The following is a 21136-nucleotide window of genomic DNA, read 5'->3' as shown; positions in this document are numbered from 1 at the left end:
GCCCTGGTTCACATCTCGACTACTGGAAGTCCTCGTCGGAATAGAAGATGCGTTGACCTGCCCATTCGCCGCCGGATTTTCGGATGATCTCGATCATCTCCTCGACCGTTTCATCGTCAAAACGGCGGCCGTCGATCTTGGATTGGATGGAGTAACGGTGTGGGCTCGTTTCCGAGGGTCGGTGCTTGAGGACCAGACCGCTGACGGATGTTTGACCCAGCTCCGCGAGAAGCAGCTCTCGATTGGCGTCTGGCGGGAGCGTGAAGAAGAGGATGTAGGCTGAGTCTTCCATGTCGGGTCAGCCAAGAGGCATGGGGGCCTTGTTGAGGGGCTGAGGAGGGCTGCTGACGGGTGGGCCCGGCGCGAGGACTCCGCGCCGGGCCGCTTGCGTCACCCCGAAGGACGGGGTGGAGCGCGACTCAGTTGTACGTGGCCGTGTACGTGCCGGCCTGCGCGCCGTTGATGAACGCGAAGCCCACGCCCTTGATGGTCTGCGGCACCGTCGTCACCGGCGTGCCGTTGACGCTCACGGACACGAGCGTGCGGCCCGTCGCCGTCCGCGTGGGAATCATGAGCGACAGGTTGCGCGCCGGGGTGGCCACGGTGAAGGTGAGCGAGGTGCCGGTGAAAGCCACGGAGGACACCCGGGTGGCCTCGCGCGCGTCGAGCCAGGCGAGCAGCTGCTTCGCGGTGATGACGGACACGCCCTCGCGCCGGGCCGAGGCGATGATGGCCGCCGAGCCCGAGGAGCCCGCCGACGGGTCCGCGTCCACGTGCATGTTGGCGTTGAACGAGCCGTAGTACCCCTTGGGGCCGAGCGCATTGGCCAGCAGCGTGTCGATGTGCAGCGGGTACGACTGGCCGGACTCGTCCGTCATCTGCGTGGCGAGCTGGTAGACGTTGATGGGCGTGCCGTCCACGTCCGCGAAGCGCATGGCCATTCCCGAGCCGGTGAACAGGCCCGGGCGATCCTGCACCCAGTAGTCCGGCCAGTAGTAGTAGTTCGTGTCCAGCCGGATACCGTGGCGCAGCGACACCTTCGGCTGCGTGGCCCAGTCGCTGAAGGCGATGCAGTGCGTGCGGTTGGTGGTGGGCGCGGAGATGCCCGGGTACGACGCGGCGAAGTTCGCCAGCTGCGGCGTGAAGAAGTTCGGGTCCAGCGTGGCGGCCGTGTAGTCCGCGCAGCCGGTGTTGACGTGGAGGGCGTACTCGAAGCCCTGGGCCTCGTAGGCCGCGGCCTGCGCCGCCGTCAGCCCGCCGATGAAGTCATAGACGGTGCCGCGCACGCACTCCCAGTCGTCCACGTTGCAGCTCGCGGGGCTGGCGTCGAGGTACTGCTGCCAGCGTTGCACGGTAGCGCCACCCGGGTGCCCGTCACCCGTCATCACCACCACGGCCTTCTTCGCGCTGGGGAAGTACCAGAGGCGCGGCAGCGGGACGGCGCTGGTCAGGTGGAGCATGTTCGCCAGCAGGCGCTGCTGCTCGTCCGCCTGGGGAATCTGCACCTTGCTCATGTCCACCCAGTCCGGCTTCGGGTCGAAGGACGCGTTGCCGTAGAACATGTCGTTGGAGCGCGCCCCCGGGCCGATGCCGGAGCCGTCGCGGTTCTGGCCCTGCCACGCCGGGTTGCCCTGGCGCGTGAGGATGACGGACTTCGCCAGGTCGTACGCGAAGGCGATGGCCGTGCCGCTGCCCACCGGACGCAGGCTGACCGCCGCGTAGGACGTGGGCGTGGTGGCGTTGGAGTAGAGCGTGGCGACGGCGCGCGTGCCGGTGGCCAGCGTGTGCAGGTCCGCGGTGCCGTGGTACTGCATCGTCTCCGCGGTGAGGCCCGCGCCCGGCGCCTGGGTGGTGTCGAGCAGCAGGTAGCCCTCGGACAGCGTGCCCGTGGACGGGTTGAGGCCGAGCAGCGCGTCGAGGTTGGCGGAGGGCCGCAGGGCGATGAGGCTGCCGCCCGCGTTCACCCAATTGGTGACGAGCGTCACCTGGGCGGCGCTCAGCGTCGTCTCGCCGAGGATGAGCACCCGGTAGTCATCGAGCGACACCGACACGCCGATGTTGCCGGCGTCGGTGGTGGCGAACGAGGCGATGCCCTCGGCCTCGAGAATCTCCTTCAAGTAGTCGGTGAAATGGTTGGCCGGGTCGGTGGCCAGCAGCACCGGGCCGGAGCCGGTGACGCCCGGGCGCGGCGGCGGGCCGTTCGACTCGAAGAGGACGTCCACCCAGTAGTTAGCGTTCTGGTAGCTGCTGGTGGGGAAGCTGGACACCGCGCCGTAGGCATACACGCCGTTGCCGCCGCTGGTGGTGCTGCCCGGCAGCGCGTGCAGGGGCGGCGCGTCCACGCCGTTGGCCAGCCCGCCCAGGTCGGCGGAGTAGCCGCCGGCCGGCGCGAAGTACGAGGCCACGTACGGGGTGCCGGCGGTGATGGACACCGGCGAGGCGAACGTCACCTGCTGCCAGCCCGTGGCCGTCTCGTTGACGAAGGTGGCCGAGGCGAGCAGCTGGCCGGAGGCGCTCCACAGGTTGCCCACGTGGGTGCCGGTGTTGCCCGCGCCCTTGTAGAAGCGGATGCCCTTCACCCGGCCGTCCACGTCCGAGCGGAACTTCACGCCCACCTCGCTGGAGGACGTGTCATTGGCCGTGGGGGTGCCGGGCGTCGCGCTCACGGGGAAGAGGCTGAAGGTGTTGCCCGGCGGGGGCGGCTCCGGCGGCGGCGCGCCCGTGGCCTGGAACAGGACGTCCACCCAGTAGTTGGAGTCGCGGAAGCTGCCGGTGGGGAAGGTGCCCGAGGGCCCGTATGCGTAGACGCCATTGCCGCCGCTGGTGGGGCCGGGAAGCGCGGACACGGGCGGGGCATTCACGCCGTTGACGAGGCCCGCGTCGTCGAAGGCATAGGCCCCGTTGGGCGCGTGGTACGAGGCCACGTACGTCGTGTTGGCGGCGATGGGCACCGGGTTGGAGAACGTCACCTGCTGCCAGCCCGTGGCCGTCTCGTTGACGAAGGTGGCCGAGGCGAGCAGCTGGCCGGAGGCGCTCCACAGGTGGCCCACGTGGGTGCCCGTGTTGCCCGCGCCCTTGTAGAAGCGCACGCCCACCACGTTGCCAGTCACGGAGGTCTGGAACTTCACGCCCATTTCGACGGGGCGGGAGTCATTGCTCACCGAGGCGATGGTCGGCGTGGCGGTGGACGGCCAGATGCTCACCGGCGCCGCGGGCCGGAAGACCACGTCCACCCAGTAGTTGGAGTTGCGGAAGCTGTCGGTGGGGAAGGTGCCGGAGGGGCCGTACTTGAAGACGCCGTTGCCGCCGCTGGTGGTGCTGCCCGGCAGCGCGTGCAGGGGAGGGCTGTCCACGCCCGTGATGAGGCCCGAGTCCGTGAAGCCATAGGCCCCGTTGGGCGCATGGTACGAGGCCACGTACGGGGTGCCCGCGGTGACGGGCACCGGCGTGGCGAACGTCACCTGTTGCCAGCCCGTGGCCGTCTCGTTGACGAAGGTGGCCGAGGCGAGCAACTGCCCGGTGGCGCTCCACAGGTGGCCCACGTGGGTGCCGGTGTTGCCCGCGCCCTTGTAGAAGCGGATGCCGACGATGTCGCCCGCGACGTCGGACGTGAACTTCACGCCCAGCTCCACCGCGGTGGAGTCATTCGTCACCGAGGGCACGGCGGGCGTGCTGTTGGGCGCGAAGAGGGAGAAGGTCGTCTGCGCGTGCGCGCTCCCGGGGGGGAGGGCCAGGAGTGTCAACGCGAGCGCCGTGGTAACGCACCGGAGCAGGTGCTGGACGGCCCGGGGGGGCCGTTGGGGATGGGATGTCATTGGGATGTTCCTGTTCATGGGCTTCGATGCTCTATCAGGAGCTTCGCGCTGCCGGGATTCACCTCAGCGCGTGAACCGCTCCACGGTGCGCCCACCGCTGCTGTCGCCGCCCACCATCAGCACCTGTCCGGTGTGGAGCAGCGTGGCCGTGTGGTCGAAGCGGTGCTGGTTCATGTTCGGAGCGGGGAGCCACGTGTTCGTCGTGGGGTCATACAGCGCCGCCTGTCCGCTGGCGTCCGTCACCAGGACCTCGCCCGAGTAGAGCATCGTCGCGGAGAAGAGGGGCGTCCAGTCGAAGGGGAAGGGGGGCGCCAGGGACCACGTCCCGTTGTACGGGTCGTACAGCTCCACCGTGTTGCCGCCGCCGATGCCACCGACGATGAGGACGTTGCCCGAGTACAGACGGATGGCGAAGTGGCCGTGGCGGGCCCTGGCGAGGCTGCCCGCGGGCGACCAGCTGTTCGTGGCCGGGTCGTAGATGTTCGCCTCGGCGGAGGTGTCATTCGAGCTCGAGGTCCACCACAGGTAGCCGCCCGTCACCAGCACCTTGCCCGAGTAGAGCACCGTCGCGGAGACGCGGGCACGAGGGGTGAATGCGCCCGAGACGCCGCTCCAGGTGCCCGTCTCCGGGTCATACACCTCCGCTTGCGGTGCCTGCCCGCGTACGGGCGTGTTGCCGCCCACCACCAGCACCTTGCCCGAGTCGAGCAGCGTGGAGGAGTGGCCGGCACGGGGCGTGGCCATGGAGCCCGTGGGGCTCCACGTCTCCGTGGCCGGGTCATACAATTCCGCGCTCGAGAACAGGGTCGACCAGTCACTGGTACGGCCACCGGACACCAGGATCTTGCCCGAGGCGAGCTCCGTCGCGGGGCGGTAGTAACGCGCGGTGCCGAGGGACGCCGTGCGCCGCCACACGTTGGTGTACGGGTTGTACACCTCCGCTCCGCTGCCATCCGTCACCAGGACATCGCCGGTGCCGCGCATCAGCGTGGCGGTGTGGTTACGGTGTGCGGACAGCGAGGAGGCATCGCGCGTCCAGGTGCCGACGGGGGTGGCCAGCGCCGCCTCGTGGGACCCCAGCATTGCGGTGGGGGCCTGCTCGGGCGTCTCGGTCTCGGGTTGGCATCCAGCCGCCATGGATGCGAATCCCGCCAGCAACAGCGACAATCGGGTCGTCTTCATCGTACCCCTCCCTATGGGTGACGGACGGCCAGAGTGCCGCCGCACCGCCAGTCTAACTGGGTGCGCGGACTGTGTAGTTGGTAATACACGTTGAGCAACGACCGGCACGGCGCGCCGGCCCCTTCGTGCACGCCGCACTGCGAAGCGCCGCATGGCATGTCCGCTGCTAAGGGGACTCCTTGGGAGGCAGCGGGAATGACGAACAGTGGCTTGCGACTTCTGGCACTCGGCGCGGCGCTCGTGGGAGCGGCGGGCTGTGGGCCGGCCCTGCGGGATCTGGGAGACGTGGAGGTGTACCTCAATCCTTCACCCTCCAGCTCCAATCCCGCTCCGTCCACGCTGTCCTATGACGCCAACGCCCATGGCTGCGTGAATTGGCCGGAGGATTGGACCGCCACCCAGAACGGCAAGCCCCTCACCTTCGTCTCCCGGGGAGGCAACACCCTGGTGTGGTCCTCCTCGTACACCCCGCAGGGCGTGATTTGTAGCATGCCGACGTTCGAGTCCTTCGCGCCGGACATCACCGAGGAGGTGACGACCTTCATCTTCTCCGACGGGCATGACGAGATCGTCGCCGAATTCTTGAACCTGAACACGCCGCTGTCACTCCGGCTGGTGAGTCCCCAGGATGGGTTGCTGCGGCCCGGCCAGACAGCGGTGGTGGCATACGCCCCGGAGACGGATCGGCTCGGCGAACCTGGTCTGGAGCTCGGCCGGAATGACGGGAGCGGAATCAATTGGCTGAGGGGCACGACCCGCCCGCGACAGGAGGGCGCGACCTTCACGTTCACGGTGCCCCTTTCGGTACCTCCCGGAGAGGCGGAGCTCTCCCTGCGTGCCACCGCCGTCTCGGGGGTGTCTCGCTGCTCCTCCACGTGCATTGCCCAGACGCTCAAGCACGCCAGGCTGACCGTCCGCATTGCCCCATTCGCGCAGCCGTGAGGGAGGGACGCACCATGAAGTGGAACCACTCGATAGCCACACTCTGCTGCGCCGCGGTACTCGGCCTCGGGCCGGGTTGTGACGTCCCCCCCGAGACCTCACCGGCCCTCACCTTCGTGCCAGAGTACAAGGACGAGCCCATCGCGCTCGGGCTGGAGTCCTATGTCGATATTCCCGCCAGGGTGTACAACGACGGCGGCTGGATGACCCAGACCCATGATCTCGAGAGGACCACGCTCGAAATCCAGGCCAAGGGAGGGGTCGAGGTCCTCTGGACGGAATCGATGCCGACCTCGCTGCGTGGGAACACCTTCCACCGCATCCACTACCGTTGCGGTGAGGACGCATCCGCCGCGCAGCGCCTCGACGTGAAGGTCGTCTCCCAGGGAGAGACGCGATACGAGGGCTCCTACGCTCTTCCCTGCGAAGCGGCGACGTCATTCCAACTCGAGGCTGGCGGCTTGAGGGGCACCTACGTCACGGGGATACTGCTGAATGCCATGCCGCGGCTCACCGCCGGAACGCGGCAACTGAGGGGTCGAGGCATCCGGCAGGTCGATGTCGATGGTCCGGTGATGACCTTGCCAGTCAGTGCGAACGAGTTCCTCCATGCCCGTACGGTTCGGCCGGGGAGGGGAGCCCGCTTCCGCGCCGGGCCGCTCGAGCTGGAGGTACCCATCACGGTCGTCTCGGATGACCAGTACTCCCTCCAGATCGAGACTGTCGATGTGTTCCATGACGGCGTCCACGTCATCGGGTTCTCGGGTAGGGGAATCGCCCAGGACGGGAGCCCGGTCTGGGGCCTCAATGGCTGTGAGATGACCGTCTCCCCCGCGAGTGCGCTGTATGTCCAGCCAGACACCCGCTACGAATGCAGACTCCTCACGCGCCCGGACGTGGCAGCGCAGGTCTGCATGACCTACCGTGGCAAGCACGCGTGCGCGACCTACAGCCCTTGAGCTGCGCCGACCGCCTGGAGGGCCGCCGGGAGGGCGGACCCTGGGCGAAGCGTGCTTGACTCGGCGTCTCCCTTACGGGAAGCATCGACCGTTCGGAGTTCCGCCCCCTCCATATGCCCGAAGCCGTCGACTACTTCTCCAATCACCGGCTCAAGCTCAGGCTCCCGTGGCGCCTGTACCATGGCCCCATCGTGCAGGCGGCGGCACGGGTGGTCCGCGAGTCCGGCGCGGTTGACGTGCTGAACGTCGGCTCCGGTCCCTTCTTCGAGTTCCCCTCGCTCCCCCAGGAGGGCCGCCGCTACACCCTCTGCGACATCGACCCGCGCGCCATGTCGCTCGCCCGCTCGCTCCACGGGGAGAAGCTGGCGGGGGCGGACGTGATCCAGCCAGACGCGCCGCTGCCCTACCCGGGTGGCCGCTTCGACCTGGTCCTGTCGATGGACGTCATCGAGCACCTGCACCGGCCCGGACCGTGGCTCGCGGACCTGATGCGCGTGGTGCGCCCGGGCGGGCAGGTCTTCCTCACCACGCCCAACTACGGCTCCCTCTCACTCCTGCCGCTGATCGAGAAGACGGTGCTCGAGGCCATCGCCCGGGTGCAGGGCTTCACGCGCCGCGGTCTTCATCCCACTCCTTTCGACAAGCCGTCCCTGGTGTCCTCCTTGCGCGAGGCGGGTGCCGTCGACGTCCGGGTCGAAACCATCTCCTTCGGTTGGGTGCTCGCCGCCACGGCGCGCCGGCCACATGCCTCATGAGCGACGAAATCACGCTCCGCGACTTCCAGAGTTACTACCCCTACGCCCCCACCGCGCTGGCCATCAAGGAGTGCGTGCGCCTCCACGCGATGCGCGGCCTGCGGTGCGACGGCCCCATCCTCGACGTCGGCTGTGGTGACGGCCTGTTCGCCCGGCTCGCCTTCCAGGACGCCGAGGTGTGGGGCATCGACATCGACGGCAACGAGGGCCGGCGTGCCCAGGCGTCGCGGGCCTACTCGCAGGTGATGCTCGCCGACATCACCCGCGCGCGGCTGCCGGAGGGCTTCTTCGGGAGCTGCGTCGCCAACTGCTCGCTCGAGCACATCCCCGATCTCGGCGCCGCGCTTCGCACCATCTACAAGTCCCTGAAGCCGGGCGGCGTCGTCTATGCGTTCCTGCCCAACCGCGAGTGGGCCTCGTACATGGCCACGCCGCGCGCCCTCAAGCGCCTGGGGTTGGAGTCGCTCTCTCATACGGTGTGCGAGGCCATCGACCAGCAGTTCCGGCACGAGCACCTCGAGGACGCCGAGGGCTGGGCGCGCTGGTTCCGCGAGGCGGGCTTCGAGGTGCCGCGCGTGGACCCCATCGGCTCCACCGCGTCCACCGTCACCTTCGAGATGTTCCTCCTGCCGTCGCTGCTCGGGCTGATGAGCAAGAAGCTGACGGGGCGCTGGACGCTCTTCCCCCGGCTGCGCAGCCTGGAGGCGGTGCCCGTCTACGCGCTCGTGCGTGGGCTGCTGACGCTCCACGGGGACTCCGCGCCCTCGGCGGAATTTCTCGTCGAGGGCCGTAAGCCTCTATGAGCGGGCGCCGCCTGCGCGCGCTCGGGCCACTGCTCGTTCCGGCGGCCGTCGCGCTCTTCGTCTTCCGGGGGCTCCTCTTCCTGGGCGAGCTGCCCTTCCGGCGCGACATGGGGCGGCTGTTCGTGCCCCTCAAGCGCGTGCTCGGTGAATCGCTGCGCTCGGGTCACCTGCCGCAGTGGTGGCCGTGGGATGGCCTGGGCATGCCGTTCGTCTCCGTGCCCGTCATCAGCGCGTTCCACCCGAGCACGCTCCTCTTCCTGGCGCTGCCCTTCCAGGTGGCCTTCGTGTCGCAGATGCTGCTGCCGGTGCCGCTCGCCTTGCTGGGCACGTGGCGGCTCGGACGCGCGCTCGGCCTGCGCCCGGTGTTCGCGGCGATGGCGGCCACCGCGTACGTGCTCGGCCCCTACTTCCTGGGCCTCACCGAGTTCACCTCCATGTCCCTCGCGGCCGCGGCGCTGCCGTGGATGTGGTGGGGCGCCGTGCGGTGCCGGAGCGGCGGGAGGTTGCGTCCGCTGGTGCTCGCGCTGTCGCTCGCATGGATGCTGCTCGCGGGAGACCCGCACCTGTCCATCATGGGCCTGCTCGGGGCCGCGGCGCTGATGGTGCGGCGCACCCGGCCCCAGCGGCTGTTGCGCCCGGCCCTGTCGCTCGCGCTCGGGACGGTGCTCGCGGTGGCCCTGGCGGCGGTGCAGCTCGTGCCGTCGCTCCTCCTGTTTCGCGAGTCCCCACGCTCGAGCGGGGCCGGAATCGTCAGCCCGGACTACTGGCGGTTCGACCTCCACCAGCTGTTCGGCCTGGTGAACCCCGAGGCGCTCGCGGGCCGCGACGTCATGTTCGAGACGACGTACGTGGGGCTCGGCGTGGTGGCGCTCGTGCTGCTGGGGGCCGCGGCGCGGGGCCGACTGCGCTCGCAGTTGGTGGGCATCGCCGCCGTCTCGCTGGTGCTCGCCACGGGCTCGGCCACGCCGCTGTGGTCGCTCTTCTCGGCCGTCGTCCCGTTCTGGAAGTCCTTCCAGTTCCCCGTGAAGGCCATGGGACCGGCCATGCTGGTGCTCCCGCTGCTCGCCGCGCGGGGGGCCCAGCAGGTGCTGCGCCGGGACTCCCTCCGTTTCCTCCCGGGGGCGCTGGGTGTGCTCGCGGCCGTGGCCGGTGCCGCGGTGGGGGCCTGGGAGCCCGCCCTGCTGGCCCTGCTGCTCGCGGGGGCGCTGGGCGCGGCGGCGTGGCGCCGGGCGCTCGTGCCGCTGCTGTCGCACGTGGCGCTCGCGGTGCTGGCGCTGGACCTGGGGCTCGCCAACTCCCGGCTGGTGCTCACCGCCCCGACGGACTTCTACGAACCGCCGCCGCTCGCGGAGGCGCTCCGGCGCGGCGGCGTGTCGGGCGAGGGCTTCTCCTACTTCTTCCTGTGGAAGCCGGAGCGCCCCTACGAGTCCGGCACGGAGCTGGACCTGGTGCAGAACGCGGCGCTCGCGCCCCTGCGCGGCTCGTTGCACGGGCTGCCCACGTCCAACGTGTACCTGCAGGGCTTCTCCGCCCGGTACAACGAGCTGGTGCTCGGGCACCAGGAACTCTGGGTGGGGAAGCTCGCGGGCGTTTTCGGCACGCGCCTGTTCATCGCCTCGCCGGCCGTGTTGAGGCCGGACCAGCGCCAGCAGGCGGTGGGGTATGACGAGCGCGCCGATGCCATGGCGGTGCCCTTCCGGCGTTTCCTGCCGCGCGCCTACGTCACCCAGGGCGTGAGGGTGTTGCCGCGCGCGCAGGTGGTGGACTACCTGGGCTCCTCGAGCTTCCGCCCCGGTGGCGAGGTGGTGCTGGAGGCCGAGGCGGAGGGAGTCGGCCCGGGCCTCGCGCACGAGCCCACGGGCCCGGCCCAACCGGTGGAGCGCATCCGCCGTGACGGAGACGCCGTCGAGGTGGAGGCCGTGCTCGAGGCGCCGGGCATGCTGGTGCTCAACGAGTCCTATTATGCGGGCGTGGAGGCCACCGAGGGGGGGAAGCCGCTGCCGGTGTACCCGGCCAACCATGCCGTGCGTGCGGTGCCCCTGTCCGCGGGCCGGCACGTGGTGCGCTTCGAGTACCGGACGCCGGGGCTCGTGGCCGGTGCCCTCACGAGCGCCGCGGCGGTGGTTCTGCTCGCCGTCGCGGGCGTGCTCCAGGCGAGGACCCGGAGGCGGGTGGGGCCGGCTCGGTAGAGCCAGACGCGGCGGCCCGCAGGAGGCGGCGGAAGGTGGGGCATTCCATGTGGCTCGGCGCGGGGCAGGCGGCGGCGTGCCGTAGGCCGTCGCGCATGGCGCTCAGTTGGCGGATCGTCCTGTCCAGCTCCTCCGCCTTGCCCGCGAGCATCTGTCGGTCGATGCGCAGCCGCCCGTCCGGCGCGAACATCAGCGCGATCTCATCGAGCGAGAAGCCGGCGGCGCGCCCCAGCGCGATCAGCGCCAGCCGTTCCAGCACCCCGGGCTCGAACAGACGGCGCAGGCCCCGCCTGCCGATAGAGGCGATCAGCCCCTTTTCCTCATAGAACCGCAGCGTCGAGGCAGGAACGCCGGACCGCCGCGCCACTTCGGTGATGTCCAGGTCTTTCACCCTCTTGACCTCAAGTCGACTTGAACTGGCACAGTACGGCTTTCGATTCTTGAAGGCACGCAAAAGGAGACGCTCATGAATGCCACCCGCCAGACCGATGACGGGCAGACGACGCTTTGGAATGGCCCCGCCGGACGCGCCTGGGTCGAGGCGCAGGAGTTGCTCGACCAGATGTTCAAGCCGCTGGAAGACCTGCTCGTCGAAGCGGTCTTCGCCGGCTCCGGGAGCCGGGTGCTCGACGTCGGCTGCGGTACGGGCAGCACGACGCTCGCCGTCGCGCGGCTGCTCGGCGCGAAGGGCCACTGCAGCGGCATCGACATTTCGGAGCCGATGATCACCGCCGCCCAGGCCCGCGCCGAACGGGAAGGCACGCCGGCAAGCTTCATCCGCGCCAACGCGCAAAACCACGCCTTCGAGCCCGCGAGCTTCGACATGATCATTTCGCGCTTCGGCGTCATGTTCTTCGACGACTCCGTCCGGGCCTTCGCGAACCTGAGGCGTGCCGCGAAGGACGACGCCGAATTGCGGTTCGTCGCCTGGCGGAGTCCTTCGGAAAATCCGTTCATGACGACGGCCGAGCGCGCCGCGGCACCGCTCCTGCCGAACCTGCCCGCCCGCAAGCCGGACGCGCCGGGGCAGTTCGCCTTCGCGGACCAGCGCCGGGTCTACCGCATCCTGGAGGAAAGCGGCTGGGCCGGGATCGACATCCGGCCGATCGACGTTGCCTGCACCCTGCCCGAGAAGGAGTTGGTCCGTTACCTGACCCGGCTCGGTCCCCTCGGCCTGATTCTTCACGAGGCGGACGACCGGACTCGCACCCGGGTCATCGAAACGGTCCGCGCCGCTTTTGAGCCCTATGTGCACGGAGCGGAAGTCCGCTTCACCGCTGCCTGCTGGATGGTCGGCGCCCGAGCACTGTCCGTTTGAGGTGGAGGGGGCTCTGACAATGCGTCCACCAGATGGGACGCCCCCAGCGCTGGAGGGACGGGCCGCGTCGCTCCTGCCACCCTGGTCCACTCGGAGCGGCGCGCCTGTGTTTCATGGTCCACCGCTTGCTCACGGGCAGAGCGGGGACGATTGACCGGGCCCGCTGCTCGCCGCACCCTGACGGGCATGGCACGGGACGAAGAAGGACGAGAGGACGCCTACCCCCGGGCGCCCTCTCGGGAAGAGTGGGCGAGGATGAGCGAGGCGGAGAGGGCCCGGGTGGTGGAAGAGCTGCCCGGGGAGGTGACGTGGGACGAGATGGCGATGCCCGAGGGGGACCTGCACTCCCAGGCGAAGATGGGAGCGTTGCAGGCGCTCAAGGGGTACTTCTCGCGGCAACGGCGGCGGGTGTACCTGGGCACCGAGCTGCCGGTGTATTACCCGGCCGAGCGACGCTTCGCGCCGGACCTGGTGGCGGTGCTGGATGCGGATCCCCACCCGCGTCAGAAGTGGGTGGTGAGCCAGGAGGGCAAGGGGTTGGACTGGGTGATGGAGGTCCACGTGGGCGGCGACCGGAAGAAGGACGCCGAGTACAACGTGAGGCGCTACGCCCGGGTGGGCATCCCCGAGTACTTCATCTACGACCGGGCGCGGCAGCGTCTGGAGGCCTACCGGCTGCCCTCAGCGGACGCGAAGGCGTATGTGCCCATCGCCCCGGCGCAGGGCCGCTACGCCTCGCAGGTGCTGGGACTGGAGCTGCAGGTGGAGGAGGGGCGGCTGCGCTTCTGGGCGGGGCACGCGATGTTGCTGGAGTACGAGGAGCTCATCGACCGGATGGAGACGCTGGTGGCGGGGCTGCAGCAGCGCGCGGACGAAGAGGCCCGGCAGTTGGAGGACACGGAGAGGCGGCTGGCGGAAGAGACGCGGCGACGGGAGGAGTTGGAGCGCCGTCTCGCGGACTCCCAGGCCGAATTGGAACGCCTCCGGCAGCACGAGGGGTGAGCGGAAGCCCGGAGGTCCCGATGTTCTCTTGATACGGCGTGAGAGAAGTGTCTCTCAGTCTGTGTTGACAGGATGAGACGAGAGAGATATCTATCTCTCGTATCGACTCATCACGCCATGCCACTGACCGAGAACATCATTGAAGCCGCCGCCCGCCTGGTCGCCCTCCATGGGCCCGACGGGTTCACCATGGATGACCTGGCGCGGGAGTCCGGGCTGTCTCGCGCCACGCTGTACCGGCAGGCCGGCAGCCGCGAAGCCGTGCTCGCCACGCTCTCCGAGCAGGGGATCGAGGTCGGCAGGCGAGCCGATGTGCGGGAGCGCATCCTGGCGGCGTGCCGGGTGGTGTTCACCCGGGCCGGCTTCGAGGCGGCCACGCTCGAGGATGTCGCACGCGAAGCCGGCGTGGGCCCCGCCACGGTCTACCGCCAGTTCGGAGACAAGCAGGGGCTGATCACCACGTTCGCCAGTCACATCGGCCCGCGCCGGGCGATGCAGGAGGCGGCCCTGAATCCCACCGGTGACCTGCGCGCCGATCTGGAGCGCGTCGCCGCGACCCTGCTGCGTTACATGGCGCAGGATCTCGATCTGCTCAAGCTCGCGCTCCTGGAGAAGATGCGCGGTGGGCAATGGGCGGAACTCCTGGACGCCTCCCCGATACGTGTCCGGACGACCCTCACCCAGCTTCTGGAGTCCTACGCGGCCAGCGGTGCGCTCGGGCCCGATGACCCCGGGCGCATGGCCATGGCGTTCGTCGGGATGCTCTTCGCCTCCTTCATGGGCACGGTGCTCGAGGGCCAGCCCCCACCAGAGCCCGGGGAGGCCGCCCGGTTCGTCACCCATGTGTTCCTGGACGGCGTCGCGTCCAAGAAGGCCCGGAGAACCCCATGAGCACGAATATGGAGCCGCTGATCCTCCCCTTCGAACGCATCTCCGCGGTGGATCTCCCCCGCGTGGGTGGCAAGGGGGCCAACCTGGGTGAGATGGCCCGCGCCGGGTTCCCGGTGCCTCCCGGCTTCTGTGTCACGACGGCCGCCTTCGATGCCTTCCTGGCTGGCTGCGGGGAGCTCCCGGCGCTGTACGCGCGGCTGGAGGCGCTGGATGGAAAGGATGTGGAGGCGGCCCGCCGTGCCGCCGAATCCACTCGCGCCGCGCTCGGCCGCGCGCCCATTCCCCCGGCCGTGGCCGACGCGGTGCTCGCCACCTGGAGGGAGCTGGGGACCGAGGCCTGCTGGGCGGTGCGCTCCAGCGCCACGGCGGAGGATCTCCCGGACGCCAGCTTCGCGGGCCAGCAGGACACCTATCTCAACATCCGCGGGGCCGAGGCCCTCCTCGACGCGGTCCGGCGGTGCTGGGTGTCGCTGTTCACCGAGCGCGCCGTGCTGTACCGGGCCCGGAGCGGCTTCGGGCACCGCGGCGTCAAGCTGAGCGTCGTCATCCAGCGCATGGTGCTGCCCGAGGTGTCCGGAATCCTCTTCACCGCCGATCCCATCTCCGGGCGGCGGGGCACCGTCTCCATCGATGCCGGCTTCGGCCTGGGCGAGGCGCTCGTCAGCGGGCTCATCAACGCCGACCTCTACAAGGTGGACAAGGAGACGGGAGGGATTCTGGAGGTCCGGGTTGGCGACAAGGCCCTCGCCATCCGTCCCAGGCCCGAGGGCGGAACCTGGGAGGAGCGCCTGCCCGAAGCCACTCGCCGAGCCCGGGCCCTGGATGACGCGGCCCTGCGGGAGCTGGTCGCGTTGGGTGTGCGGATCGAGACGCACTACGGCAAGCCGCAGGACATCGAGTGGTGCATCGAGGCCGGAAGGCTCTACGTGGTCCAGACCCGGCCCATCACGAGCCTCTACCCGCTGCCCGAGCCCGCCCCCGACGACGAGGGCCTGCACGTCTACGCCAGCTTCGGCCACGTGCAGATGATGACGGACCCCATGCCGCCGCTCGCCGCCCAGGTGTGGCAGTTGATGATCCCGTTCGGCAGACCACCGGCGGGCCCGGGGGATGCTCCCATCGAGACACGGGCCCTTGCCCTCGCGGGCAGCCGGCTCTTCGTGGACCTGACGTCCGTGCTGCGCCATCCCACCCTGCGGCGGGTGATCGGGGGCGTTCTCGGTCACGTCTACGAGAACGTGGGCCAGGGCCTGGAGACGTTGGCCAGCCGGCCCGCCTTCCAGCGCGGCGCGAGCAGGGGACGGGCGTCGATGAAAGCCTTCGGCCGCTTCTTCTTCCCCATCATGGCCCGGGTCCTGGCCCGGCTGATCGTCTTGAATCCCGCCCGGCTCCTGCCCGGGGTCGAGGCCTTCGGCGAAGCGAGGCTCGCCGAGGCGCGTGCCCGGCTCGCGGCGGTGGCCCCAGGAGCGGCACGGCTGCGCGAGGCGCGGCGCGTGCTCTCCGAGCTCTTCTCCCGCGTCATCTCCATCCTGGCCCCGAACATCGCCGTGGGGGTCATCGGGAACCGTCTCCTCCACCGGCTGGTCCAACGAGGGGTGCTCGCCGGTACGCAGGAGGACCTCTCCGCGTTGGAGCGGGGCCTGCCGGGCAACATCACCACCGAGATGGACCTGGCCGTGGGCGACCTGATGGACCGGGTGCGTCCTCATCCGGCACTGGCGGAGTTGCTGCGAAGCCGTCCCGCCACCGAGGCCCTGGCCGCCGTTCGCGACGTGGAGGGCGGACCCGAGTTCCTCGAGGCCTGGGGGGCCTTCATCGCGCGCTATGGCATGCGCGGACCCGGGGAGATCGATCTGTCCCGGCCCCGCTACAAGGACGAGCCCGCGCCGCTCATCGCGGCCATCGTCGGAGGCATCGGGCCCTCCACGGCCCACCGTTCCGCGGGCGAGCACCGGGCCCACCACGCGGCGCTGGCCGCCAAGGCCGAAGCCACCTGCGAGCGCCTGTGCGCCGCATCGCGGCGCGGGCCGACCGGGTGGCTGCGAGCGGCGCTGGCTCGCCGGTTGGTGCGCGTCACCCGCGCGGGCATGGGGCTGAGAGAGCATCCCAAGTTCCTGCTCGTCCGCGTCCTGGATCTCGTGCGTGACTCGGTGCGCGAGGCCGGAGCCCTGCTGGTACAGCGCGGGGCACTCGCGACGGCGGACGACGTGTACCTGTTCCGCTTCGAGGAGTTGATCGCCGCGCTCGAGGCCTCCCCGGCGCCGGATCTGCGTCCCCTCGCCGAGGAGCGGCGGGCGACGCTCCGGCGCGACGCCAGGCGCTCGCCGCCGTTCGTGATGGCGAGCGATGGAGAGATTCCCTCGCTGGCGGCCCGCGTGGACCTGCCCCCGGGTGCCTTGTCCGGGACGGCGGCCTCCGCCGGAGTGGTGGAAGGAGTGGCCCGCGTGGTGCTCGATCCGGCGAGCGAGGTGCTCCACGCGGGTGAGATCCTCGTGGCACCCCATACGGACCCCGGCTGGACGCCCCTGTTCGTGCATGCGGCCGGACTGGTGACGGAAGTGGGAGGGCTCATGACGCACGGCTCGGTCGTGGCCCGCGAGTACGGCATCCCGGCCGTGGTCAGCGTGACGGGCGCCACGCAGCGCATCCGCACCGGCCAGCGCATCCGCGTGGAGGGGACTCGCGGCTTCGTGGAGCTGCTGGACGGAGGTGCTCCGTGAAGGCCGCGCTGATCTTCATGGGCGTGCTGCTGCTGGGCGTGGTGGGGCTGGCGGCATGGCGAGGTGGCTGGCCGTTGGTGTCCGAGGGACTGAAGCGGGGAGGGCAGGAGAGCGTGACGCTGCTGCCCCTGCTGGTGGTGGTCTTCGTGCTCACCGGCTTCGTGCAGGTGCTGCTGCCACGCGAGCTGGTGGCGCACTGGCTGTCCGACGAAGCGGGTTGGCGGGGGATCGGGGTGGCGTGGGTGGCGGGCGCGCTCACCCCCGGAGGTGGCCCCATCGGCATGCCCCTGGCCGCGGCCCTAGTGCGCTCCGGGGCGGGGCTCGGCGTCGTCGTCACCTACCTGACCTCGCTCTCCCTGCTGTCCTTCATCCGCCTGCCGATGGAGGTCGCCATCTATGGCGGCCGGCTGACCGGACTGCGGCTGCTGATCTCGCTCCTGCTTCCCCCCGTGGCCGGGCTGCTGGCCCATGCGTTCGGGCCAGCCCTCATGGGCCGCACCTGAATGCTGACTGATTCGCCGCGATCCAGCCACCACTCGGCGATGAGCAGCGGAATCACCCAGCCCAGCGAGGTGGACAGGCCCGCGATGGTCCAGGTGAGCATCTTCTCGCTGCCCTCGAAGGTCGTGTCCAGCTGCGGCGAAAGGATGATGAATCCGATCACCGCCCAGAGCCGGTTGGTGATGATCGATGCGGTGAGCGCGAAGCTGCGGATCATCCACCGGCGGTGCTCGACATATTGGTGCCGCCGCGCCATGCGGTAACCGGTGACCGTGAAGAGCAGCCAGAGCGAAGCCATCAGGACGTTGTTCACCCGGGCCAGCGGGCCGAAGGGACTGAACGCGCCGATGATCAGGCCGGTGATTCCGGCGGGGAGCACACCCCCCAGGACGTACACCCGGCCGATGAGCCGGTGGGCAACCGGGTAACGCTGGCGGAACCAGGGCCACACCTGAGGACTGGCGGTCAGCAACGCCACCGAGCCGAAGACCACGTGCGCGATCAAGAGCGGGTAATGCGCCGCGAAGTTGTCCGGCTGCGGTACCCGGGACCGTTCTGGATTCAGTGACAGATAGGGTGGCAGCGAGAACGCGACGAAGATGATGGAGATGAGCGCCAGCGGGGCGATCCAGGGCCGTTGCCACCAGCGTGGCCGTCCAGGAGGCCAGGCGGCCGGAGCGGTGTGCTGGGCGGGAGGCGTCCTTGCGTCCGTCGTTTCTGTCTTCGTGATCATGAGTGGCTCCTGTCTGGCCATGGCACCGGGAAAAGCGCGTGGCTCTCGTCTGGCATCAGAGCGGATCGACGCCTGTCTGCGTATAGCATACGCCTTGCGTATGTCGTACGCAATGCGTAGGGTGTACGTTGGCGTGTGATGCTGTCGCCGTGCGCAGGGAACAGGAGTGACGATGGGAAGAGAGACCGACGACGAACTTCCGCGCAGTCTGGCGGTGCTCTGGGGAAGGACCGACCGGCGCCCGCGTGGACCCTCACAGGCGCTCAGCCTGGAGCGCATCGTCGCCGCGGCCATCGAGATCGCCGACGCTGAAGGCCTTCAGGCGCTCTCCATGGCCCACCTCGCCGAGCGGCTGGGGTGCGCCACCATGTCCCTCTACCGGCATGTCGCGAGCAAGGAGGATCTCCTGGTCTTCATGATAGATGCCGCGCCAGGGAAGCCGCCCGTCATTGATGTTGCGGCCGACGGCTGGCGCGGCGGGCTGGAGCGCTGGGCCTGGGCGCTGCGGTCGGTCTACTACCGGCGCCCCTGGACTCTGGAGGTCACCATCGGCCGGCCACCGTTGGAACCGGGCCAGCTCGCCTGGCTCGACTGTGGCCTGCGCACCCTGGCCGGTACCGGCCTGAGCCCGAACGAGAAGCTGGGGGTGATACTCCTGGTCCTCAACTACGTGCGCGGTGAGGCGCAGCTCCATGCGGGGCTGCCGCGGACGAACGGGCATTCCTCCTGGGGTAGCCGGGAGGCGAAGGCCTGGTACGGTCGGACGCTGGCCAGATTGATCGACGCCGAGCGCTTTCCCGCGCTGGCTGAGCTTTCCGCTGCTGGCTCCTTCGAGCCGAGCGCTGACGGTGACGACGGAGCCGCTGACTTCGACTTCGGGTTGGCGCGTATCCTCGACGGCGTCGGGATGCGCGTTCGCGTCCGCTAACGAAGCGGGTTGGCGGGCAGGCCCGAGAACCTGTCCTGTCGAGTGTGACCGGTGCGTCAGCGCTTCAGCTTGTAGCGCAGCCAGAGCAGGTCACCCCTGCGCTTCTCGAAGGACACCAGCTTCAGGTGGCGAGCGGGCCCCTTTCCCTCTCTCGCATCGAAGAGCGCCGGGGTACCGATGGCACCGTCCGCGATGGGCGCCACCAGCACGCTCAGCTCGTCGATGAGATCCGCGGCCAGGAAGGAGCCGTTGATCTTCCCGCCGCCTTCGAGAAGCAGCTTCTTGATGCCGAACTCCTTCCTGAGCTTTTCGAGCACCCTCTTCAGGTTCAAGTCCGTCTTGCCGCCAAACAGGTAGGAGACGCCCTTGGATTGAAGGAAGGCCAGGTAGTCGTCCGAGACCGCCTCGGTGAGGACCGTAATCACGTGCTCCTCGTCGATGGAGCTCGACTTCCAGGTGAGCTTCCCGGAGGGGTCCAGGGCGATGGCGTAGGACTCCGCATCGCGCCTGGCGATGAAGTCCGTCCTCGGAATCGGGTGCTGCACCTTGCGCGCCGGAACCCTTGCCTTCCCGGCGTAGGGCTCCATCGAAATCCGGCCGATCATCCACGCATCGGCGTCGAAGGTCCGGGCCGTACGCTCGTACTCGGCATGGGCGCTGGATGGGAGCTTCCAGCTCGTGGTGACGATCCGCCCATCGACGGAGGGAATCATGTGACAAATCACGTACGGCCGCTTCGCTCCATTCATCTGTCAGTTCCTCATGACGAACCGGTACGCCAGTCAAGCAGTGAGACTCGAACTCCCATGAAGCATCACGGCAGGTAGCGCCCGGGGGCGAGGATGCCGTGGGGGTCCAGCGCGGCCTTGAGCGTCCGCAACACCCTCGGCGAGTCATCCTCCGGCACGAAGGGGAGCACGGGCGACTGGATGCCCAACCGCGCCGGGTAGTAGCCCGCTTCTCCCAGGACCTGCTGCAACGCCTGGTGGCAGGCCAGCGCACGAGCGTCCTCTCCTTCCACCTCCCGGTCATAGATGATCGCCACCACCAGGTAGGCACAGCGCGCCGAGACGCCCAGCACGCACAGGTTGGGCTCGAAGCCGAACCGGAGCGGCAGGGGCTCGGCGAGCGCCAGCGCCGTCTCCAGGTGGGGGCCCGTCATCGGCACGGCGCATGACAGCCAGATGAAGCCGCACCCGTCGCGCTCCGGCTCCGGCACCTCGGGTGGGGGCGAGCGCTTGCGCCAGTACATCATCCGAAGGTTGCGCGCCGAGGGCACCTGCCGGAGTGAGCCCGGCCCCACCTCGTCCTCCCGCATGCAGGAGAGGGTGGGCACGGCCCCCTCCAGCACGCGCTCCACCCGCTCCTGCGCCGCCCGTGCCTGTGTTTCGCTCGGGGCCTCGAGCACGAAGCTCAGGTGCCAGGGCGAGACGTTCAGCTCGGCGCGCAGCCTCGCGCGGTGCGACTCCGGCAGCGGCGTGAGCCCCCGGGTCGCCTCCCACGGATACTGGCCGAGCACGGACATCACCTTGTAGTCGTTCCACAGCGAGAAGGCCTCGCGCAGGGTGCCCTCCATCCGCAGCAGCCGCAGCCGCTCCACCACCGGGCCCAGCTGCGAGGGATCCTCGAGCACGCCCGACACCAGCCTCAGGCAGTCCGCTCGCGGCGCCAGCCAGAAGGTCATCCGCGTCACGACCCCCAGGTTCGACTGGCTGAAGAGCCCATCCAGGCCGGGGCCCGCGCCCCAGCGCAGCACGGACGCCGCCTGGGCATGGGGATAGCGCCCGGGCCCGGTGCGAAGGCATTCGCCCGTGGGCAGCACCACCTCCAGGCCACACACGTACTGGAAGATGTCCCCGTGAGGCCCCGTTCCGTCCCCCCGCTCGAGCGCGTTGCCGATGAGGCTCGACTGGGGCGGCCCGCCGATGGTGGCCAGCTGCAGCCGCGAGCCTCGCTCCTCCAGGAAGGCATGCGCTTGTTCGAACGAGACGCCCGGCTCCACCGTGAGGTACGCCAGCTCCTCGTCGAATTCGAGCACGCGATTCATCCGGCCCAGGTCCAGCAGCACGCCGCTGCGCGCCGGCACTCGCGAGCCATAGCCCTGGTTGCGCCCGGCGCTCACCGGGGTGACGGGGATGCGCATCTCCTGGGCGATGCGCAGGCAGGCGCGCACCTCCTCGGTGTTTCCGGGACGCAGCACCGCACCGACATCCTGGGTGGTCGCGAAGGTCGCCGTGCGCGCCCGGACGAGCGTCGACTCGTCGGTGAGCACGTTGTCCCCGCCCAGCTCCCGACGCCACGCCTCGAGCGCCTCCCGCAGCCGATCCATGTCTCCTCCTTCTTCCGCGGTGCTGGAGCGCGACCGCCTCGCCCCGCCGAGTCTACCGGCCCGGCTCCT

At 69.6% G+C, this 21136-nt stretch carries 18 protein-coding genes; 11 read left to right on the top strand and 7 right to left on the bottom strand.

Annotated features, from left to right (window positions below; genetic code table 11):
* Positions 1-19: 19 nt before the first annotated feature.
* From NR810_RS09030 to NR810_RS09020, 3 genes are all read right to left on the bottom strand, one after another.
* A complete protein-coding gene (locus NR810_RS09030) occupies positions 20-292 on the bottom strand; it encodes a hypothetical protein (protein ID WP_257450207.1) in 273 nt (90 codons plus the stop codon).
* Between the two features lie 127 nt (positions 293-419).
* Positions 420-3815 (bottom strand): DUF4082 domain-containing protein, encoded by a 3396-nt coding sequence (locus NR810_RS09025; protein ID WP_257450205.1) that lies wholly within the window; start codon positions 3813-3815, stop codon positions 420-422.
* 63 nt (positions 3816-3878) lie between these two features.
* The gene (locus NR810_RS09020; protein ID WP_257450201.1) at positions 3879-4997 is read right to left on the bottom strand and encodes a Kelch repeat-containing protein; all 1119 of its coding nucleotides are present in this window, start codon (positions 4995-4997) and stop codon (positions 3879-3881) included.
* Between the two features lie 195 nt (positions 4998-5192).
* Between NR810_RS09020 and NR810_RS09015 the strand changes: the two genes are divergently transcribed.
* From NR810_RS09015 to NR810_RS08995, 5 genes are all read left to right on the top strand, one after another.
* Positions 5193-5939, top strand: a complete 747-nt coding sequence (locus NR810_RS09015; RefSeq protein WP_257450199.1) for a hypothetical protein — start codon at positions 5193-5195, stop codon at positions 5937-5939.
* Between the two features lie 14 nt (positions 5940-5953).
* Entirely contained in the window at positions 5954-6898 is a 945-nt protein-coding gene (locus tag NR810_RS09010; protein ID WP_257450197.1) for a vacuolar protein sorting-associated family 26 protein, read from the top strand.
* 113 nt (positions 6899-7011) lie between these two features.
* On the top strand, positions 7012-7653 hold the full coding sequence (locus tag NR810_RS09005) for a class I SAM-dependent methyltransferase (RefSeq protein WP_257450195.1): 642 nt from the start codon (positions 7012-7014) through the stop codon (positions 7651-7653).
* Entirely contained in the window at positions 7650-8456 is an 807-nt protein-coding gene (locus NR810_RS09000) for a class I SAM-dependent methyltransferase (protein WP_257450193.1), read from the top strand. Before NR810_RS09005 ends, NR810_RS09000 begins: the two co-directional genes overlap by 4 nt.
* Entirely contained in the window at positions 8453-10645 is a 2193-nt protein-coding gene (locus NR810_RS08995) for a glycosyltransferase family protein (RefSeq protein ID WP_257450192.1), read from the top strand. The genes NR810_RS09000 and NR810_RS08995 overlap by 4 nt, the downstream gene beginning before the upstream one ends.
* Here NR810_RS08995 and NR810_RS08990 read toward each other — a convergent pair.
* Positions 10560-11036 (bottom strand): helix-turn-helix domain-containing protein, encoded by a 477-nt coding sequence (locus NR810_RS08990; protein WP_257450189.1) that lies wholly within the window; start codon positions 11034-11036, stop codon positions 10560-10562. The two genes, NR810_RS08995 and NR810_RS08990, sit on opposite strands and share 86 nt — an antisense overlap.
* Before the next feature lie 75 nt (positions 11037-11111).
* On the opposite strand from NR810_RS08990, the gene NR810_RS08985 reads away from it, so the two are divergent.
* The 5 genes from NR810_RS08985 to NR810_RS08965 all read left to right on the top strand — a co-directional run bounded on the left by NR810_RS08985 (position 11112) and on the right by NR810_RS08965 (position 17079).
* Complete coding sequence (locus tag NR810_RS08985) at positions 11112-11963, top strand: class I SAM-dependent methyltransferase (protein ID WP_257450187.1); 852 nt, start codon at positions 11112-11114, stop codon at positions 11961-11963.
* A 186-nt stretch (positions 11964-12149) separates the two neighbouring features.
* Entirely contained in the window at positions 12150-12965 is an 816-nt protein-coding gene (locus NR810_RS08980; RefSeq protein ID WP_407653766.1) for a Uma2 family endonuclease, read from the top strand.
* A 117-nt stretch (positions 12966-13082) separates the two neighbouring features.
* Positions 13083-13856, top strand: coding sequence for a TetR/AcrR family transcriptional regulator (locus NR810_RS08975; RefSeq protein WP_257450184.1), 774 nt, complete (start codon positions 13083-13085; stop codon positions 13854-13856).
* Positions 13853-16576: a phosphoenolpyruvate synthase gene (locus tag NR810_RS08970; protein ID WP_257450182.1), complete on the top strand. Its 2724-nt coding sequence runs from the start codon at positions 13853-13855 to the stop codon at positions 16574-16576. The genes NR810_RS08975 and NR810_RS08970 overlap by 4 nt, the downstream gene beginning before the upstream one ends.
* Positions 16573-17079, top strand: a complete 507-nt coding sequence (locus NR810_RS08965) for a hypothetical protein (RefSeq protein ID WP_257450180.1) — start codon at positions 16573-16575, stop codon at positions 17077-17079. The genes NR810_RS08970 and NR810_RS08965 overlap by 4 nt, the downstream gene beginning before the upstream one ends.
* On the opposite strand, the gene NR810_RS08960 is transcribed toward NR810_RS08965, so the two are convergent.
* On the bottom strand, positions 16971-17810 hold the full coding sequence (locus NR810_RS08960; RefSeq protein ID WP_257450178.1) for a DUF2306 domain-containing protein: 840 nt from the start codon (positions 17808-17810) through the stop codon (positions 16971-16973). The two genes, NR810_RS08965 and NR810_RS08960, sit on opposite strands and share 109 nt — an antisense overlap.
* Positions 17811-17982: 172 nt before the next feature.
* On the opposite strand from NR810_RS08960, the gene NR810_RS08955 reads away from it, so the two are divergent.
* On the top strand, positions 17983-18738 hold the full coding sequence (locus NR810_RS08955) for a TetR/AcrR family transcriptional regulator (RefSeq protein ID WP_257450176.1): 756 nt from the start codon (positions 17983-17985) through the stop codon (positions 18736-18738).
* Between the two features lie 56 nt (positions 18739-18794).
* Here NR810_RS08955 and NR810_RS08950 read toward each other — a convergent pair whose 3' ends face one another.
* The gene (locus tag NR810_RS08950) at positions 18795-19487 is read right to left on the bottom strand and encodes a RibD family protein (RefSeq protein ID WP_257450174.1); all 693 of its coding nucleotides are present in this window, start codon (positions 19485-19487) and stop codon (positions 18795-18797) included.
* A gap of 65 nt (positions 19488-19552) precedes the next feature.
* Positions 19553-21067: an FAD-binding oxidoreductase gene (locus NR810_RS08945; RefSeq protein WP_257450172.1), complete on the bottom strand. Its 1515-nt coding sequence runs from the start codon at positions 21065-21067 to the stop codon at positions 19553-19555.
* Positions 21068-21136 lie beyond the last annotated feature (69 nt).

This window comes from Archangium lipolyticum (assembly GCF_024623785.1).
GTDB lineage: Bacteria > Myxococcota > Myxococcia > Myxococcales > Myxococcaceae > Archangium > Archangium lipolyticum.
The sequence above is the reverse complement of the archived record's forward strand: the minus strand, read 5'-3'. Positions and strand labels throughout refer to the sequence as shown.

Bases quoted from the DNA above. Each gene is read 5' to 3' on its own strand.
- NR810_RS09030 (WP_257450207.1), bottom strand. From the start codon at position 292: ATGGAAGACTCAGCCTACATCCTCTTCTTCACGCTCCCGCCAGACGCC.
- NR810_RS09025 (WP_257450205.1), bottom strand. From the start codon at position 3,815: ATGACATCCCATCCCCAACGGCCCCCCCGGGCCGTCCAGCACCTGCTC.
- NR810_RS09020 (WP_257450201.1), bottom strand. From the start codon at position 4,997: ATGAAGACGACCCGATTGTCGCTGTTGCTGGCGGGATTCGCATCCATG.
- NR810_RS09015 (WP_257450199.1), top strand. From the start codon at position 5,193: ATGACGAACAGTGGCTTGCGACTTCTGGCACTCGGCGCGGCGCTCGTG.
- NR810_RS09010 (WP_257450197.1), top strand. From the start codon at position 5,954: ATGAAGTGGAACCACTCGATAGCCACACTCTGCTGCGCCGCGGTACTC.
- NR810_RS09005 (WP_257450195.1), top strand. From the start codon at position 7,012: ATGCCCGAAGCCGTCGACTACTTCTCCAATCACCGGCTCAAGCTCAGG.
- NR810_RS09000 (WP_257450193.1), top strand. From the start codon at position 7,650: ATGAGCGACGAAATCACGCTCCGCGACTTCCAGAGTTACTACCCCTAC.
- NR810_RS08995 (WP_257450192.1), top strand. From the start codon at position 8,453: ATGAGCGGGCGCCGCCTGCGCGCGCTCGGGCCACTGCTCGTTCCGGCG.
- NR810_RS08985 (WP_257450187.1), top strand. From the start codon at position 11,112: ATGAATGCCACCCGCCAGACCGATGACGGGCAGACGACGCTTTGGAAT.
- NR810_RS08980 (WP_407653766.1), top strand. From the start codon at position 12,150: ATGGCACGGGACGAAGAAGGACGAGAGGACGCCTACCCCCGGGCGCCC.
- NR810_RS08975 (WP_257450184.1), top strand. From the start codon at position 13,083: ATGCCACTGACCGAGAACATCATTGAAGCCGCCGCCCGCCTGGTCGCC.
- NR810_RS08970 (WP_257450182.1), top strand. From the start codon at position 13,853: ATGAGCACGAATATGGAGCCGCTGATCCTCCCCTTCGAACGCATCTCC.
- NR810_RS08960 (WP_257450178.1), bottom strand. From the start codon at position 17,810: ATGATCACGAAGACAGAAACGACGGACGCAAGGACGCCTCCCGCCCAG.
- NR810_RS08955 (WP_257450176.1), top strand. From the start codon at position 17,983: ATGGGAAGAGAGACCGACGACGAACTTCCGCGCAGTCTGGCGGTGCTC.
- NR810_RS08950 (WP_257450174.1), bottom strand. From the start codon at position 19,487: ATGAATGGAGCGAAGCGGCCGTACGTGATTTGTCACATGATTCCCTCC.
- NR810_RS08945 (WP_257450172.1), bottom strand. From the start codon at position 21,067: ATGGATCGGCTGCGGGAGGCGCTCGAGGCGTGGCGTCGGGAGCTGGGC.